Genomic DNA, 17,101 nt, shown 5'->3' on the forward strand with positions numbered 1-17,101 from the left:
GCCTCAGGCGTCGCCGTCCCGCTCAGCTCGCCGGCCACCTCCAGACGGCCGCTTCCACACCGGCACCGCGTGTGCCCTTGAGTCGGACATCCGAAACGGGCTCAATGCCGAGTTGGTGGAGGGGATCGCTGATCAGGATCAGGGCCGGGTCGCCGCCGCTGCCTTCTTCGAGGTGTTCGGCCAGGAGCAGGACGTAGTCCTCGCCCTTCTCCTGGGCCCGCTGGAACTCCGAGGCAGTGAGTGTGACCTCGTTCGGGCGGGGGCCGCCGTGTGCCTTGATCTCGTAGTAGCGCCCGCTGCTGTCGACCGCGTCGGCTCCGACGTTGCGCTTTGCCCGCGCAGCACGTCCCAGCTCTGGCCGAGGATGTGATCCTGGGGGTCGACACCCACAAGGACATCCACGTCGCCGCCGTGATCACCACCCTGGGAGCCTCGCTCGCCCACCAGGAGTTCCCGACCACGGCCGTCGGCTATCGCCAACTGATCACCTGGGCACGGTCGTTCGGCATCGTTCGACGTGCCGGCGTCGAGTGCACCGGCTCCTACGGAGTCGCACTGACCCGAGCCCTGCACCGGGCTGACATTGAAGTCGTCGAGGTCAACCAGCCCGACCGCGCCACCCGGCGCAAGCGCGGCAAGACCGACGCCATCGATGCGGACGCAGCAGCACGAGCCGTCCTGTCAGGACGCGCCACCACCACGCCGAAGACCGCAGACGGTCCGGCAGCCGACATGCGCGTCCTACGGCTGGCGAAGGAATCGGCCGTCAAGGCGCGCACGCAGGCGATGAACCAGCTCAAGGCCGTCCTCCTGGTCCTTGACCCCGATCTGCGCGAACAGCTCAGCGGCATGACCAACTTGGCGCTGATCGCGACCTGCGCGGCACTCGACGGTGATCACAGCGAGGCAGCCTTCACGATGCGCCTGCTCGCCTGCCGGGTCCAGAACCTCACCCAGGAGGTCAAGGAGCTGACCAGACGCACCATCAAGGCCGTCAAGGCCAGCCGGCCAGAGCTGCTGGAGCTGGTGGGCGTCGGGCCCGACAGCGCCGCGGTTCTGCTCATCGCCGCAGGCGACAACCCTGACAGACTCGCAGATGAGGCATCGTTCGCTGCCCTGTGCGGCGTCAGTCCCGTCGAGCAGTCCTCCGGCAAGACCCAGCACCGGCGCCTCAACCGGGGTGGCCACCGGCAAGCCAACGCCGCGCTCTACCGCATCGTCCAGTCCCGCATACGCTGGGACGAACGCACCCAGGCCTACCTGCAACGACGCACTGCTGAGGGCATGTCCAGGCGCGAGATCATCCGCTGTCTCAAACGCTACGTCACCCGAGAGCTCTACCGGCACATCCGGCACCCAGCGGCAAGCGTGGTGCCTGCTGCCGCTTGACGAACCATAGGGGCATCTACGGAACCCACAAGACCCCGGCGATCCGCACCTGGCTGGCCCAACACCCCAGGTTCCACATGCACTTCACTCCGACCGGGTCATCATGGATCAACCAGGTCGAGCGCTGGTTCGGCTTCCTCACCGACCAGGTGATCCGCCGCGGATCCCACAAGAACGTCCAGGCCCTCGAACGCGACATCCGCAACTGGATCAAGAACTGGAACGAGGACCCCACACCGTTCACCTGGACCAAGACCGCCGACGAGATCCTCGACTCCCTCGCCCGATTCTGCCGATCTCCGGCGCAGGACACTAGCGAGCTGCTTGGGCCCACTGCGGCGGCCTTCGCCGTCACCCAGCTCGCCCTCACCCACCCCGACCAGTTCAGACCGCGGCTGGACCGCGGCGTGGCGCTGCGGCATGCCCAGGCGGAGCTGGTCGGCCCAGCCCGTCTGGAAGGACCAGCAAGAAACGGACTCACAGCCAGCCAGGGGCGGGTGGAGGAAAGCAGCGCAGTGGCCGTGGGTGGCGCGTAGAATCGGAAGCGGAAACCAGACTGCGACCGAACCCCGAATTTGTACCACAGGGGTGGTGAAGCCGGGATGTTGAAAACCATCTCCGGGGACGAGTTGGCCCGTCGCTTAGTTGCCCAACCCCGGCCTGGACAGCGGCGTCACGACATGCGCGACCTTCAGGTGACGGGTTCCCTCGACCTTGCCCAGGCGAAGATCGGAACTCCGGTCACCCTGACGGACTGTACCTTCGAGCGGATCGTGCTGACGGAGGCGAGCTTCCCGCAACTTCACTTGATCAACTGCAAGGTGGGTCAGCCCGAGAACTGGACGGGGGAACTCCACGCCAGTCATCTCAGTATCACCGATGGTGATCTCCAGCTGAAGGGGTTCCAAGGCGTCGTCGATCTCGGTGGGGCCCGCATTCGCGACGACCTCCACCTCGAAGGAGCTCGGCTGGCGGCGAAGCCTGGGGACACCTACTCGCTCAAGGCGACGAACATGCGGCTCGGCGGAAATCTCTGCGGCAGCACGAGCAAGGAGGTGTCCCACGGATCTGCGGATCCGCTCCAGGCTCGGTTCGAGTGCAGCGGAGCAGTCATCCTCGAAGACTCGCGGATCGATGGTTCGGTCTATCTCAGCGACGCGATGCTCGGTCGGACCAAAGACGAACCACATTATGCCGTCTACGGGGATGGCATGATCGTCGGCGGCTCGATCTACGGGGCAAGGCTGAGGGCCCACGGTCAGGTACGACTGGTCGGCGCCACCATCGGCGGAGCATTCGAACTCCAGGGTGCGCTGGTTCATCGCGATAGCGGGCGGTCCGAACGCCGACAGGGCGCCGTGATGCTCGACCGCTCTAAGATCGACGGGAGTCTCTTCTGTTCGAACGGATTCGTCTGCTACGGCACGTTCCACGCGAAGGGCATGCGGGTGAACGCCTCCGCCGTCTTCGACGGCGCCACGATCATTGCAGGACCGAAGACCGACGGTGCCGCGCTGCAACTCGACCGGGTGGTCATCGGCTCACTGATCTCCTTGGAGAACGGCTCGGCCGACGGCGATGTGGTCGAGCGCGTGCAGGAATACCGCCGATCCACAGCGGCCGAAGCAGAGACCGACGGACGACTGCGTTTCTGGACCAGGGGTGCGGTCACCCTGACTGGCGCTCAAGTGGGACTGGAGGTCCACCTCGACGTCACCGGTGTGCAGGGCGGCGGCACGGACCTCTACCGGGCCAAGGTCAAGCCCACCAGAGCTGGCCGCCACCGAACCAGAGCCCTCGGGAACAGCACGAGGGTGATCGCTGATCTCACCCGGTTACAGACCACGATCCTCAGGCTCTCGGGCGAACATGGATCCGTACGACGGGCCCCAGAAGGTGGGCTGATTGATCTGACCCAGGCGAAACTCGTCGTGCTCTGGGACCAGGATGACGTCTGGCAGGGCGCCCGGCCGAAGTCCGAGGGCCTCTACTACGTCCTCAAGGGCCTGCGGTACGAGGCTATCCACGCCAGCGACGTGCCGTTCGAGTCACGCCTGGATTGGCTCGCCACCACGTCCTGCTACGCACGCTCGGGCCGCCGGGCCGAGCGGGAGATCGCGAGTTACAGCTTCGGCGCGCCGGCGCCGCAGCCGTACGACCAGTTCGCCGCGGCATACGTCTCGGCAGGCAAGGACGACGACTCCCGGAGCGTCCTGCTGAGGAAGAACGAGGAGATCGAGCTCCACCGTCGAACCGTTCCACGCGACCGCTTGATCCCCAGGTGGCGGAGGCTCAAGGACCGCACGGTTGCTGGCCTGACCTTCGTCTGGAATCTCGCCCAGAGATTCCTCATCGGCTACGGATACCGACCGCTCCGGGCGCTGGTCTCGCTCTTGTTCCTCTGGGGCATCGCCGTCACCGTGTTCTTCCTCGTCCCGCCGGATCCCTACGTTCGGCAGACTGTGATCACCGCAAAGGGGGCGGAGCTGCCGCGGATGAATTGGGTCGAACATTTCACCTATCCCGCCGATCTGCTTATCCCCCTGGTCGGGTTCGGGGAGAAGGACCGCTGGCACCCCGCGGATGCCGGGACCGCATTCCTGGCCTCGGCCCTCGTCGTCGCAGGGTGGTTCCTCGGGGCGACTGTGTTGGTGAGCGTCACCAGGGCGGTGCGACGTCAGTGAGCTGGGCGCGACGCGGCCGCGCCCAGGGGGTCGATCTTCACCACCGGCATGCCCTGGGCGGACAGCAGCACCATCTGGGCCCGCCGCCAGGTCACCACCGACCCGGTGCCCCGCCGGACGATCCGCAGCAGACGCCGCCCCTCATCGTCATCGATGCCCCGCACCCGCACACGTCCAGTCACTTGAGCATTGTGCTCGTCCGGGGTGGGGTTGGGCGGTCAACTGTCGGGCACGGCTCCTACGATGCCAGGCATGGCGCGCTTTGAGGATCTCCAGCAGTCCCTGTGGGACACCGACAGCGACTACGGAGTGCAGCCGCCCGTGACCGACCAGGTGATTCTGGCGGCCGAGCGGCTGCTGAACGTCACGCTCCCCACCTCCCTGCTCGACCTGCTGCGACAGCAGAACGGGGGCCAGGTCACGAGCAGCCGGAATGCTTGCCCCACGAGCAGGCCGACCTCATGGGTGGAGTGCCGACCACGTCCCCTTCGACAGTCTGCTGGGCATCGGCCACCGCGAGCGAACGATCTCCCTGCTCGACAGCCCGTACCTGGTCGAAGAGTGGAACCTCCCCGCCCTGTGGTGCTGGTCTCGGGTCACGGGCCCTGCTGGATCGGGCTCGACTACCGGGCCTGTGGCCGGCAGGGGGAACCGTCCGTCGCCTGGTTCGACGCGGACGACAACTCGGAGTTGGCCCTCGCTCCGGACTTCCACTCCTTCGTCGAGGGCCTCACCTCCGCCAGCGGGTTCGAGAGCGCGGAGAGCGACGGCTCATTCGGCTGAGCCCGCACGCGAAGCGCTTCCGTACTACCAGTAAGGCCAAACCCCTGCCACAAGCCCGTCACAGGGCAAACGTTGCTTGATGCGGCACTAGCCACGCCTGCCATGGCCCGGTTGCGTCCAGGGAAGTGGTGCATGGGTCCTGCCCGGGTGGTCGTTTGGTGCGGCCGGAATCTCCGCCTACTGTCTTACCACTGTCCGGTCAGTCGATGCAGATCCGCATCGCCTGGCCGGGACCGACGCCAGGCCTACCTCGCGTGCCGAGCCTGGTGGGCCACGATCAGCTGGCGATACCAGGCGTAAGAGGACTTCGGGGTGCGGCGCTGGGTGGTGAAGTCAACGTGCACGAGGCCGAATCTTTGAGTCAACCCTTCTGCCCACTCGAAGTTATCGACAAGTGACCACGTGTAATATCCGCGGACGTCGACGCCCTCGGCGACGGCCTGGGCGAGGGCGTCGAGGTGGCCGGCCAGGTAGTCGATGCGGGGCTGGTCGGGGACGATGTCGTCCGCGGTCACCTCGTCGGCGACGGAGCAGCCGTTCTCGGTGATGGTGATGGGCGGGAGGGCGGAGCCGTAGCGGTCGCGCAGGCCGACGAGGAGTTCGCGCAGGCCGTCGGGGACGACGGGCCAGTCGAAGGCTGTGCGCGGTACGCCGTCGATGGGGGCCTCGGTGAAGGGGAGGCCGGGGTCGGTGGGGGCGGCGATGCGGGTGGGGTTGTAGTAGTTGACGCCGAGGCCGTCCAGCGGCGCGGCGGCGATCAGCTTCAGATCGCCGCCGTGGACGCTGCCGCCGAGGTCGGGGCCGACGCCGTAGGCCGACAGGTCGGGGTAGCGGCCGAGCAGCAGCGGATCGGTGAACAGGCGGTTGTGCAGGGCGTCGTAGGCCTCGGCGGCGGCGAGGTCGGCCTCGGCGGACGAGGCGGGCCACACGGGCGTGAGGTTGTTGGAGATCAGCACCTCCAGGCCCCGCTCGCGCAGCACGGCGGCGGCGAGGCCGTGGGCGAGCAGCTGGTGGTGGGCGGCGGGCAGCGCGTCGAGCATCAGGGCCCGGCCGGGGGCGTGGATGCCGAGGGCGTAGCCGTAGACCATGTGGACGAAGGGCTCGTTGAGGGTGATCCAGGCGGGCACCCGGTCGCCCAGGCGGTCGGCGACCACTGCCGCGTACTCGGCGAATCGGTATGCGGTGTCGCGGTTGAGCCAGCCGCCGGCGTCTTCCAGGGCCTGCGGGAGGTCCCAGTGGAAGAGGGTGGGCAGCGGGGTGATGCCGGCGGCGAGCAGGTCATCCACCAGGCGGTCGTAGAAGGCGAGTCCGGCGGGGTTGACCGCGCCCGATCCGGTGGGCAGCACCCGGGGCCAGGCGATGGAGAAGCGGTAGCCGTCCAGCCCGAGGCCCTTCATCAGGGCGATGTCCTCGGGGTACCGGTGGTAGTGGTCGCACGCCACCGCGCCGGTGTGGCCGTCGCGGACGGCGCCGGGGCGGGCGGAGAAGGTGTCCCACACCGAGGGCCCGCGGCCGTCCTCGTCCACCGCCCCCTCGATCTGGTAAGCGGCGGTGGCGGCACCCCAGCGGAATCCCGCCGGCAGGTCGAAGCGGTCCGGCATGACAGCCTCCTGAGATAACGTGAGGAGAGCTCATGTTATCGGCTCAACGCCGAAGCGCCAGAGGCAGTCGACTGCCGACGAGTGGGGCGAGGACCATGATCATCGCAAGCATCAGCCCGCCGCCGACGGCGAAGTAGTCGGGGGCGTTCTCGGCGATGCCGCGCGAGGTGAGGTTGCCGGCCGAGCCGTCACCCGCGACCACCACGGCGACGACGAGCGCGATCGCCACCACCACGACGAGCGCCAGTTCGAGTCCTGGCTCGCCAGCGCGTTGTCGATCGCCACCACGCCGATCGCCAGGTAGCAGAAGGCCAGCCGGCCGAACCACCAGCCGACCCTGGGGTTGGCCAGCCGCGAGGCCCACTGGTACGAGGAGCCACTGAGCGGGATGCGGGCCGCGAACTGCGCCACCACCAGCGCCACCAGCGTCTGCCCCAGCGCCGCGATCACCCAGAGCCGGATCCCGACCGGCCCCGAGGACTGCAGCACCTCGTCGAATCTCGCGAAGATCCCGACCGCCACCGAGATGAACGCGAACGAGATCGCGAACACCTGGAAAGAGCCGAGCGTCCGTTTCAGCTCCTGCCGGTACCCCCCGAGCTCCACGGCCCCTTCGCCGTCCTGCGCGTGCGAGTGCCGGACGAAGGTTCGGGCCGCAGCCCGGGGGCGGCTCGATGAAGCGGGTGAAGCGGGCGCCGCGGGCTGGGGAATCGCTGCCGTGCCGGCGGCTCGGCCGGACTCCTGCCCGGCCGGGCCGCCACCGTCATGCGAGCCGGGCGGTGAGGTCGGCGAGCAGCTCGGCCTCGGACGGGGTCGGATAGAAGTGGCCGCCCGGGAACCAGCGGTGCTCGAAGCCGCCGGGGACGGTCAGTTCGGACCACGCACGGACACCGTCCGGCGGGCAGTCGGGGTCGCTCTCCCCCGCGTAGGCGGTGATGGGCGCGCGCAGGGGTCTCGGCTGCCGTGGGCGGTACGTCTCGATGAGCCGGTAGTCGGCGCGCAGCGCCGGGAGGGTCAGCTCGCGCAGCTCCGGGTCGTCGTAGGCCTCCGCCCCGGGCCCGCCCAGCTGCCGGACGTCCGCGATCAGTGCCTCGTCGTCACGGGTGTGCAGGTCGGTGGGCGCGGCGCGGTGCGGGGCGACGCGGCCGGAGACCAGCAGGCGGGTGGGCGTGCGGCCGCGGCCGTCGAGCCGCAGGGCGACCTCGTAGGCCACCGCCGAGCCCATGCTGTGGCCGAACAGTGCCACCGGCCGGTCGAGGTACGGTTCCAGGGCGGTGTGGATCTCGTCCGCGAGGGTCGGCAGGTCGGGGGCGAAGGGCTCCAGGAGCCGGTTCTGCCGTCCCGGGTAGCGGACCGCCAGGAGCTCGACGTCGGCGGGCAGCCGTGCGGGCCAGCTGTCGAAGAAGTTGGCGGTGCCGCCGGCGTGCGGGAAGCAGACCAGCCGTAGCCTCGGCTGCTGCGCGCGCCGGTGCGCGCGGAACCACGCGCCGGCCTCGCTCCGGGCTGGTGCCGGCCGGGTGACCGGGTGTCCCACGGTTACCACCGGCCGCGTGACGGTGTGGAGTTGAGCTTGGCGCTGAACGCCGCGAGGAAGGCCGGGAGCTTGTCCACCATGGACTTGGGGACCGGGGTGGTCTGGACGGTGTCCCGTGCCACGTCCTGGAAGACGAGCGTGTAGGTGCCGTTCTCCTCGACGAGTTCGGCGGCGTAGAGCAGTGTTTCCATCGAGGTTTCCATCGGGGGCTCCTAGGCTTGGGTGTCGTTGAGCCAGGCGTTCCACGCCTTGGTGGCCCGCTGCTCGTCGGCGTCCTCGGCGAACAGGTGGTGGCCCAGCCAGAGCGGCCAGTTCCAGGTGCTGCCGTTGAAGAACCGGTACAGCGCGTCCGGGCCGCGCAGGCCGACGAAGTCGGGGCTGAGCCAGTCCACGACGACCGCCTCCGGGCCGCCGTCCGGACCGGGGACGTGGAGTTCGAGCTCGTCGCCGACGGCCGCGTCCTCGGCGAGGCCGAGGCGTCGACGCAGGGCGGCGAAGTCGGCCGGGTCGGTGGTGGGTTCGGGGCGCTGGGCCTTGACGTAGAAGGCGGGGCGGCCGCCGAAGTGCCGCAGGTACTCGGCGAGGCCGTGCTGGTAGAAATGGACGTGCTTCTCGGCCGCGTCCGCCTTGGTGTCCCAGATCTCGTCCCAGACGCCCTCGTGCACCCAGTGGATTCCCATGCGCAGGTGGCTCGTTCCGCTGTCCGCCGGCTCGATCCGGTAGCTGAGCGTGTTGGAGAACTCGTCACCCAGGGTCGCCCGGACGGCGAAGTGGCTCGGCGGCTCCCAGGCCACGACGGTGCTGTCGGACCGTGTCACCTTTCCGCCGACGCGCGGCTCGACCTCCATGGGGTACAGCCAGCCCAGGTTGCCGGCGCCGGTCGCGACCGCGGCCCAGACCTGTTCGGGCGCCGCGGGTAGGTCCTGTTCCTTGCGGACCTTGAACTCTCGGGTCATGGTCGGTTCTCCTTCGTCGTCGTTCAGGTGTCAGTAGGTGAGCGGGAGGGCGCTCAGCCGCCGCTGCAAGGGGTTGGGCCGCCATTCGAGGGCCGCCCCGCCGGCTGCTTCGTCGGCCAGCCTCAGCTGCGGGAGCCGGCGGACCAGCGTGCCGACGGCCACCTCCGCCTGGAGCTTGGCCAGCGGGCCGCCGAGGCAGAAGTGCGGGCCGTTGCCGAAGCTGAGGTGCCGGTTGCCGGGGCGGGACAGGTCGAGCCGGTCGGGATCCTCGAAGCGCTCGGGGTCGCGGTTGGTCGCGGCGAGGAACAGGTACACCAGGTCGCCCTCGCGCAGTGTCCGCCCGCCGATCTCGACGTCCTGCGCGACGACCCGGACGATCGCCTGGGTCGGCGTGTCGTAGCGGGCCAGCTCGTCCACGGCGGTGCGGATCAGCGCCGGGTCCTCGCGCAGCCGGGCCAGCTGGCCGGGGTGGCGCAGCAGGGCGAGCATGCCGTTGCCGACCAGGTGGGTGGTGGTCTCGTCGCCCGCGGTGATCAGGACGAAGCAGGTGGACAGCAGCTCGGAGTCGGTGAGCCGGTCGTCCTGCGCCTGTGTCGCGACCAGGGCGCTGATCAGGTCGTCGCCCGGGTCCGCGCGGCGTCGGCGGACGAGGCGGGCGAGGTACTCCTCGTACTGCCCGATCGCCGCCTCGGACTTGTCGAGGTCCTCGCTCATCCGGCCGAAGCGGCGGAACCAGGTCTTGACCTGCGGGCGGTCCTCGGGCGGGATGCCGAAGAGCTCGCAGATCACGGACAGCGGCAGCGGGGAGGCGACCGCGTCGATCAGGTCCATGGCCGGCCCGGCCGCGAGCGCCTCGTCGACGAGCCGGTCGACGATCCGCTGGATGCCGTCGCGCAGGGCTTCGACGCGCCGGGCGGTGAACGCGCGGTTGGCGAGCTTGCGCAGCCGGGCGTGGTCCGGCGGGTCGGTGTTGGTCATCACCCGGCCGAGCCGGTCGGTGATCCGGCTGAAGGCCTTCAGGTCGCCGCCGAGCGCGCCGTAGGCGCGGGTCATCCGGTCGCGGTCGTTGGACAGCCGCAGGTCGCCCAGGGCGGCCTCGACGTCGGCGTACCGGGTGAGGTACCAGATGCCCTCGGCGCTGCGGTGGACCGGGCTCTCGCGCCGCATGCGGGCGTAGAACGGGTACGGGTCGCGGCGGGCCTCGGGCGTGCGCAGCGACGCGGCGAGGTCGCCGGGCCGGGCGAGGCCCGCGCTGCCGCGGGCCTCGTCCAGGGTATCGGTGGAGGTCACGTCGGCCGCGTTACCGCTGGGCTTCCATGGCGTCGGCCAGGCTCTTGGGCCGCATGTCGGTCCAGGACTGCTCGACGTACTCCAGGCAGGCGGCGTGGGTGTCGGGGCCGTGGGTGACGGTCCAGCCCTCGGGGACGTCCGCGAACTGCGGCCACAGCGAGTGCTGGTTCTCCTGGTTGACGAGCACGAGGAAGGTGCCGTCCTGGTCGTCGAAGGGGTTGGTCATGGGAATCAGTCCTCCTGGTTGTGGATTGCGGTGGCACCGGCGTCACCGGCGTCACCGGCGTCACCGTGGTCACCGGTGTCAGCGGCGTCACCGGTGGCCTCGGCGAGCTTGGCGGCCAGGATCGGTCCGATCTGGGCCAGCGAGCCGGCTTGGGTCATCCGGTTGTGCCGGGTGGCGATCTCGTGCGATTCGATCCGGCCGGCGACGTAGGGGCGCCAGATCCCGGGCCCGGCGTTGTCCTCGGTCCGGTCGATCGTGGAGTTGAAGAGCAGCAGGTCTCCGTCGAACTCTCCGGGGACGAAGTCGACCGCCAGCTTCGCGTTGTTGATCATGATCTGGACGATGACCTCGATCTGCCGCTCCGTCAGCCCGGCCAGCGCGCTGCCCCGCCGGTTCAGGACCTCGGCGACCTCGCCGTAGGTCAGCGCCCGGTCGCCCAGCTCGTCCGGGTCGACGTCGAGCACACCGACCAGCACGTCCCGCTCGGTGGGCACGGGCACCTCCTCGAACTGCACGTCCTTCACCGGGTAGGCGTCGAGGATGGCCAGCAGTGCGGTGCGCTCGCCGCGCGACTGCAGCTCGCAGGCGAGCGCGTGGGCGATCAGCCCGCCGGCGGACCAGCCGAGCAGCAGGTACGGGCCCTCCGGCTGGATCTTGCGGATCTGATCGGCGTAGTCGGCCGCCATCTCCTCGTACGACGTCGGCAGCGGTTCGGGCCGGCCGAGGCCGCGCGCCTGGATCGCGTAGACCGGGTGCTGGGGACCGACGTGGTTCAGGAGCCCGCTGTACGACCAGCTGATGCCGCCGCCGGGGTGGATGCAGAACAGCGGTGTGCCGTTCCCGGTCGAACGCAGCGGCAGCACCACGTCCAACGCGTCGTCGGGGTCGTTCATGACCAGGCGTTCGGTGAGCCCGGCCACGGTCGGCGCTTCGAACAGCGTGCGCAGGCCCAGCTCGACGCCGAGGGTCTCGCGGACGCGGGACGCCAGGCGGGCGGCCAGCAGCGAGTGCCCTCCCAGGCCGAAGAAGCTGTCGTCGATGCGGACCTGCTCCAGGCCGAGGACCTCGGCGAACAGGTCGCACAGCAGCTGCTCCTGCGGCGTCCGGGGGCCGCGCCCGGTGCCCGGCGCACCGTACTCGGGGGCGGGCAGGGCGGCCCGGTCCAGCTTGCCGTTGGCGGTCAGCGGCAGCGCGTCCACGGTGACGAACGCCGACGGCACCATGTACTCGGGCAGCTCGCGGCGCAGCCGGTCGGTCAGCTCGCCCGCCTCGGGCACCCCCTCGGGGGCGGGCACCAGGTAAGCGACGAGCCGCTTGTCGCCCGGCTGGTCCTCACGGGCCACCACGGCTGCCTGGGCGACGCCCGGGCAGTTCGCGAGCACGGCCTCGATCTCGCCGGGCTCGATCCGCAGACCGCGCAGCTTGACCTGGTGGTCGGCCCGTCCGGCGAACTCCAGCGTGCCGTCAGCCAGCCACCAGGCCAGGTCGCCGGTGCGGTACATCCGGCTCCCGGCCGGGCCGTACGGGTCGGCGGTGAACCGCTCGGCCGTCAGACCCGGGCGGCCGAGGTAGCCGCGGGCCACTCCCACTCCCGCGAGGTACAGCTCGCCGACCATGCCCGTCGGCACCGGCCGCAGGTGGTCGTCGAGCACGTAGGCGCGCATGTTGGCCATCGGCCCGCCGATCGGCACGGTCGCGGCGTCCTCGGAGAGGGTGCGCACCGGGTGGCAGGTGGCCAGGGTCGTGGCCTCGGTCGGCCCGTAGCCGTTGACCACCTCGATGCCGGGGCAGGCCGCGCGCACGCGGGCGACGGCGGCCGGGGAGACCACGTCACCGCCGGTCCAGACCTCGCGGACCCCGGCGAGCAGGCCCGGCCGCTCCTCGGCGACCAGACGGAACAGGCCGGCCGTCAGCCACAGGCCGGTGACCCGGTGCTCGGTGACCGCCCGCTCGAGCAGGTCGAGGTCGAGCCGCTCCGGCGGTGCGACCACGATCCGGCCGCCGCTGAGCAGCGGCACCCACAGCTCGTACGTCGAGAGGTCGAAGGCGGTCGGGGAGTGCATCAGCACCCGCTCGTGTCCGCCGCCGCGCCATTCGGGGGTGAGCGCGAGGCCCACCACGTCGCGGTGGGTGACGGCCACGCCCTTCGGCCGTCCGGTGGATCCGGAGGTGTACATGATGTACGCCAGCTGCCGGGGGTCGCAGGGGACGTCGGGTCCGGACGCGTCGGGCTCGGCCCGGAGCAGCGTGGTCAGCACGTCCTCGGTGATCACCAGCGCGGCCCCGGTCTCCCGCAGGATCAGCTCGATGCGGGAGGACGGGAAGCGCGAGTCGAGCGGCACGTAGGCCCCGCCCGCCTTGACGATCGCGAGGATCGCCACGACCAGCTCCGCCGAGCGCTCCAGCATGACCGCGACCGGCGTCTCCGGCCGGACGCCCTCCTGGATCAGCGCCCGCGCGAGGCGGTTGGTCCGCTGGTCGAGCTCCCGGTAGGTCAGCTCGGTGCCGCCGGCCACGACCGCCACGGCGTCCGGGGTGGCGCGGACCTGGCGGGCGAACAGGTCCGGCACCGCGGCCTCGGGCAGCTCGGCGGCGGCGCCCGTGAACTCGGACAGCAGCCGGTGGCGTTCCTCGCCGGACATGATGTCGATGCGGCTGATCGGCCGGTCGGGGTCGGCGACCGCCGCGCGCAGCAGCCGCGCCCAGCGGTCGAACAGCAGCTCCACGGTGGGCGCGTCGAACAGGTCGGTGGCGTACTCCACCGCGCCGACCAGGCCGTCGAGGCCGGGGGCACCTCCCGGGCCGCCGGCCCCGGGGGGACCGTCCGGGCGGAACTGCTCGGCCAGGCTGAAGGTCAGGTCGACCCGGGACGTCCCGGTCGGCGCCTCCAGGTGGCCGGTCTCCAGCCCCGGCAGCGCGAACTCGCCCAGCGGCGCGTTCTGCAGGGCCAGCATGATCTGGAACAGCGGGTGGTGGGCGAGCGAGCGCACCGGGTTGACCACCTCGACCAGGTACTCGAACGGCACGTCCTGGTGGTCGTACGCGGTGAGCGCCTTCTGCCGCACCCGGCCCAGGAGTTCGGCGAAGCTGGGGTCGCCGCTGGTGTCGGTGCGCAGCACCAGGGTGTTGACGAAGAAGCCGACGAGCTCGTCCAGCGCCTGGTCGGTGCGGCCGGCGATCGGGCTGCCGACGGGGATGTCCGTACCGGCGCCGAGCCGGGTGAGCAGCGCTGCGAGACCGGCCTGGAGCACCATGAACAGACTGGCGCCCCGCTCGGAGGCCAGGTCCCGCAGGGCCTGGTGCAGTTCGGCGTCCAGCCGGACCACGACCCGGCTGCCCCGCTGGGAGGCCACCGGCGGGCGGGGCCGGTCGGCGGGCAGCTGCACCTGCTGCGGGATCCCGGCCAGCTCGTCCTTCCAGTAGGCCAGTTGCCGGGCGAACAGGCTGTCCGGATCGGCGGCGTCGCCGAGCAGATCGCGTTGCCAGCGGGTGTAGTCGGCGTACTGCACCGGCAGCGGGGACCACTGCGGCTCCTCGCCCCGGCAGCGCGCCGCGTAGGCCGCCGCGAGGTCGCCGGAGAGCGGGCCCATCGACCAGCCGTCGGCGGCGATGTGGTGCACCACGACCAGCAGCACGTGCCGGTCGGGGGCGAGCGCGTACAGCTCCGCCCGGACCGGTGGCTCCGCGGCGAGGTCGAAGCCGCGCCGGGCCGCGTCCGCCAGCCGTTCGGCCAGCCGGCTCTCGTCGAGCTCGACCACCGGCAGCTCCGGGTGCGCCTGCGAGGCGCTCAGCACGACCTGGTAGGGCACGCCGGCCGTCTCCCGGAAGACCGTCCGCAGGCTCTCGTGCCGGGCGACCACATCCGCCAGCGCGGCGTGCAGGGCCGGCCGGTCGAGTCGGCCGGTCAGGCTCAGCGCGAGCGGCATGTTGTAGGTGGCGCTCGGCCCGTCCATCCGGTGCAGGAACCACAGGCGGCGCTGGGCGAAGGACAGCTGTACGTGCTCGGGGCGCGGGTGGGCGGTCAGCGCGGGCCGTGCCGTTCCGGAGCCGTCGAGACGGGCCGCCAGCCCGGCCACGGTCGGGGTCTCGAACAGCGTGCGGACCTCCAGCTCCGCGCCGAGGGTCGCCCGCACCCGGGAGGCCAGGCGGGTCGCCAGCAGCGAGTGCCCGCCCAGGTCGAAGAAGCTGTCCTCGACCCCGACCTGGGCGAGCCCGAGCACCTCGGCGAACAGCTCGGCGAGGAGCTGCTCCTGCGGGGTGCGCGGCGCCCGCCCGGCTCCGGTGGAGCCGAGGTCGGGAGCGGGCAGCGCGCGGCGGTCGAGCTTGCCGCCGGCCGTCAGCGGAAGCGTCTCCAGCACCACGAACACCGAGGGGATCAGGTAGTCGGGCAGCCGCTCGCGCATCCAGTCGCGGAGTTCCCCGACGAGGGCGCCGGTGCCCCGGCTGCCGGTCGGGCGGTTGGTCAGCGAGGACAGCGCCCCGCCGGTGGCCCCGGCCGGCCGGTACGGCTCGACCGGGGAGCCGTGGTGCGCCCGCGGATCCGCGAAGACGACGTCCACGGCGTCGGCCCGGGTGGCCGACCAGGTGACTCCCACCCAGCGGTCGAGTTCCCGCCCGAGCTCGTGGAAGTCGTCCGGGTCGGGCAGGCCGCCCTCCTCCGGGGCGTGCAGCCGTTCCAGCAGCTCGGCGAGCGAGGCGTCCCCGTCCTGCACCGCGCGGGCCAGGGCGGACTCCCGCGCCACCCGGTGGTTGGGCACCCCGGTGACCCGCAGCACGCCCGCGAGCGGCCGGGCGAGCAGCTCGCGCAGCTCGGCCAGGCCGGCGACCTGCCGCCCCCACTCCAGCTCGACCGGCCGGCTCGTGGCCGCCGGGGCGACCGGTGACTTGTGCAGCGTCACGTCGTAGCGGTAGCGGGTCAGTTCGTTGTGGTGGCGGCCGCGCTTGACCTCCACGGCCACCGCACCGATGTCCGTACCGTGCTCCCGCAGGGCGGTGAAGAACTCCGGGTCGACCAGGAGTTCCTTCTCGACCCGGAGGGCCTGCTCCACGGCGCGGCGCACCGCCGCGAGCTCGGTGCCGGCACCGGCCCGGTGCAGCTGGACGGCCGTGGCCAGCGGGCGCAGCAGCCGCAGGTTGCGGACGTCGCCGACGAAGAGCGCGCCGCCGGGGGCGAGCAGCCGCATCAGCTTCCCGATCACGTCCGCCAGGTAGTCGGCGGACGGGAAGTACTGCACCACCGAGTTGATCACGATGGTGTCGAACGTCCCGGAGGGCAGTCCGTCGGTGTCGTGCGCCGGGCGGGTCTGCAGCACGACGCGCTCGGCCAGGTCCTCCCGCCGGACCACCTGGGCGGCCAGTGCCTCGATCGCGGTCGCGGAGAAGTCCGTCGCCCAGTAGGTCTCGCAGTGCGGCGCGATCTGCGAGAGCAGCAGACCGGTGCCGACGCCGACCTCCAGCACCCGGCGGGGGCGCAGGGCCAGGATGCGGGAGACGGTGGCGTCCCGCCACTGCCTCATCTGGTCGACGGGAATCGGGCTCGCGTCGTAACTGCTGTTCCAGCCCACGAAGTTCTGGCCGAAGGCGGCCTCCTCGGGGGTGATGGGCAGGGCGTCGTAGATGTCCTGCCACTCGCCGACGTGATCGGCTTCGAGACCGCTGTCCCGGGACGCCTCCGGACGCGGGACGACGTAGCCGATGAGCCGGTCGTCCTGGGCGAGGACGGCGGCCCGGGCGACGGCCGGGTGCTCGGCCAGGGCCGACTCGACCTCGCCGGGCTCGACCCGGAAGCCGCGCACCTTCACCTGGTCGTCGGCCCGGCCGAGGTACTCCAGCTGCCCGTCGGCCCGGAACCGCACCACGTCGCCGGTGCGGTACATCCTCCCTCCTTGCCCGCCATCGGGCTGGGGGCACCTCCCGGCCGCCAGGCTGGGGGAGAGGGGCCCATCCCCGTCCGCGCCGAACGGGCAGGCGACGAACCGTCCGGCGGTCAGACCGGGCCGGTCCAGGTAGCCGCGCGCCAGCCCGGCGCCGGCCACGTACAGTTCCCCCGGCACGCCCGGCGGCACCGGCCGCAGCCGCTCGTCCAGCACGTAGACGCGGGCGTTGGCGATCGGACGGCCGATCGGTGGCACGCCGGAGCCCGGGGACAGCGGGTCGCTCATCGTCGCGCACACGGTCGTCTCCGTCGGACCGTACGCGTTGATCATCCGCCGGCCGGGCGCCCACCGGGCCACCAGCTCCGGCGGGCAGGCCTCACCCGCCACCACCAGCGTGGAGACGGTCAGCGAGTCCTCCGGCAGGGCGCCCAGGACGGACGGCGGCACGGTCACGTGGGTGACCGCCAGGCCCGGGTCGGTCAGCGCGGCCACCGGCTCGGCGGCGGGCAGCACCAGAGCCGCGCCGCGCAGCAGGGCGGTGAAGACCTCCGACACCGAGGCGTCGAAGCTGGGCGAGGCGAACTGCAGCACCCGGCTGCCGGGGTCGATCGCGAACCGCTCGATCTGGGCCGCCACCAGACTGGCCACGCCGCCGTGGCCGACCACGACGCCCTTGGGGCGGCCGGTCGAGCCCGAGGTGTAGATCACGTACGCCGGGTGCCGGACGTCCAGCACGATCTCCGGATCGGTCTGCGGCCAGTC

At 71.4% G+C, this 17,101-nt stretch carries 12 protein-coding genes and 2 pseudogenes; 4 read left to right on the forward strand and 10 right to left on the reverse strand.

All coding sequences use genetic code 11. From position 1 onward, the window contains the following. Positions 1–22: 22 nt before the first annotated feature. The gene (locus ACZ5WK_RS25945) at positions 23–352 is read right to left on the reverse strand and encodes a protein NO VEIN domain-containing protein (protein ID WP_465550563.1); all 330 of its coding nucleotides are present in this window, start codon (positions 350–352) and stop codon (positions 23–25) included. On the opposite strand from ACZ5WK_RS25945, the gene ACZ5WK_RS25950 reads away from it, so the two are divergent. From ACZ5WK_RS25950 to ACZ5WK_RS25960, 3 genes and pseudogenes are all read left to right on the forward strand, one after another. After that, positions 331–1,389: an IS110 family RNA-guided transposase gene (locus tag ACZ5WK_RS25950; RefSeq protein ID WP_465550539.1), complete on the forward strand. Its 1,059-nt coding sequence runs from the start codon at positions 331–333 to the stop codon at positions 1,387–1,389. The two genes, ACZ5WK_RS25945 and ACZ5WK_RS25950, sit on opposite strands and share 22 nt — an antisense overlap. A 17-nt stretch (positions 1,390–1,406) precedes the next feature. Next, positions 1,407–1,679: pseudogene (locus ACZ5WK_RS25955) on the forward strand (transposase); the annotation flags it as partial. Between the two features lie 390 nt (positions 1,680–2,069). Then, positions 2,070–4,073 (forward strand): hypothetical protein, encoded by a 2,004-nt coding sequence (locus ACZ5WK_RS25960; protein ID WP_465550541.1) that lies wholly within the window; start codon positions 2,070–2,072, stop codon positions 4,071–4,073. Between the two features lie 32 nt (positions 4,074–4,105). Here ACZ5WK_RS25960 and ACZ5WK_RS25965 read toward each other — a convergent pair. After that, a pseudogene (locus ACZ5WK_RS25965) lies at positions 4,106–4,255 on the reverse strand (IS630 family transposase); the annotation flags it as partial. Between the two features lie 70 nt (positions 4,256–4,325). Between ACZ5WK_RS25965 and ACZ5WK_RS25970 the strand changes: the two are divergent. Continuing rightward, positions 4,326–4,856, forward strand: coding sequence for an SMI1/KNR4 family protein (locus ACZ5WK_RS25970; protein ID WP_465550543.1), 531 nt, complete (start codon positions 4,326–4,328; stop codon positions 4,854–4,856). 245 nt (positions 4,857–5,101) lie between these two features. Here the strand turns inward: ACZ5WK_RS25970 and ACZ5WK_RS25975 are convergent, their stop codons facing one another. The 8 genes from ACZ5WK_RS25975 to ACZ5WK_RS26010 form a co-directional block, all read right to left on the reverse strand. Then, positions 5,102–6,457, reverse strand: a complete 1,356-nt coding sequence (locus tag ACZ5WK_RS25975; RefSeq protein WP_465550545.1) for a GH1 family beta-glucosidase — start codon at positions 6,455–6,457, stop codon at positions 5,102–5,104. A gap of 111 nt (positions 6,458–6,568) precedes the next feature. Beyond that, complete coding sequence (locus tag ACZ5WK_RS25980; RefSeq protein WP_465550547.1) at positions 6,569–7,063, reverse strand: hypothetical protein; 495 nt, start codon at positions 7,061–7,063, stop codon at positions 6,569–6,571. A 157-nt stretch (positions 7,064–7,220) separates the two neighbouring features. Further along, on the reverse strand, positions 7,221–7,991 hold the full coding sequence (locus ACZ5WK_RS25985) for a thioesterase II family protein (RefSeq protein ID WP_465550549.1): 771 nt from the start codon (positions 7,989–7,991) through the stop codon (positions 7,221–7,223). A 2-nt stretch (positions 7,992–7,993) separates the two neighbouring features. After that, the gene (locus ACZ5WK_RS25990; protein WP_465550551.1) at positions 7,994–8,194 is read right to left on the reverse strand and encodes a hypothetical protein; all 201 of its coding nucleotides are present in this window, start codon (positions 8,192–8,194) and stop codon (positions 7,994–7,996) included. 9 nt (positions 8,195–8,203) lie between these two features. Then, on the reverse strand, positions 8,204–8,947 hold the full coding sequence (locus ACZ5WK_RS25995; protein WP_465550553.1) for an SRPBCC family protein: 744 nt from the start codon (positions 8,945–8,947) through the stop codon (positions 8,204–8,206). 30 nt (positions 8,948–8,977) lie between these two features. After that, positions 8,978–10,237 (reverse strand): cytochrome P450, encoded by a 1,260-nt coding sequence (locus tag ACZ5WK_RS26000; RefSeq protein WP_465550555.1) that lies wholly within the window; start codon positions 10,235–10,237, stop codon positions 8,978–8,980. A 10-nt stretch (positions 10,238–10,247) separates the two neighbouring features. After that, positions 10,248–10,463: an MbtH family protein gene (locus tag ACZ5WK_RS26005; protein WP_465550557.1), complete on the reverse strand. Its 216-nt coding sequence runs from the start codon at positions 10,461–10,463 to the stop codon at positions 10,248–10,250. A gap of 5 nt (positions 10,464–10,468) precedes the next feature. Continuing rightward, positions 10,469–17,101: amino acid adenylation domain-containing protein (locus ACZ5WK_RS26010; protein WP_465550559.1), on the reverse strand; the 6,633-nt coding region annotated here is incomplete at its 5' end.

This window comes from Kitasatospora sp. NPDC032757, from assembly GCF_055579305.1.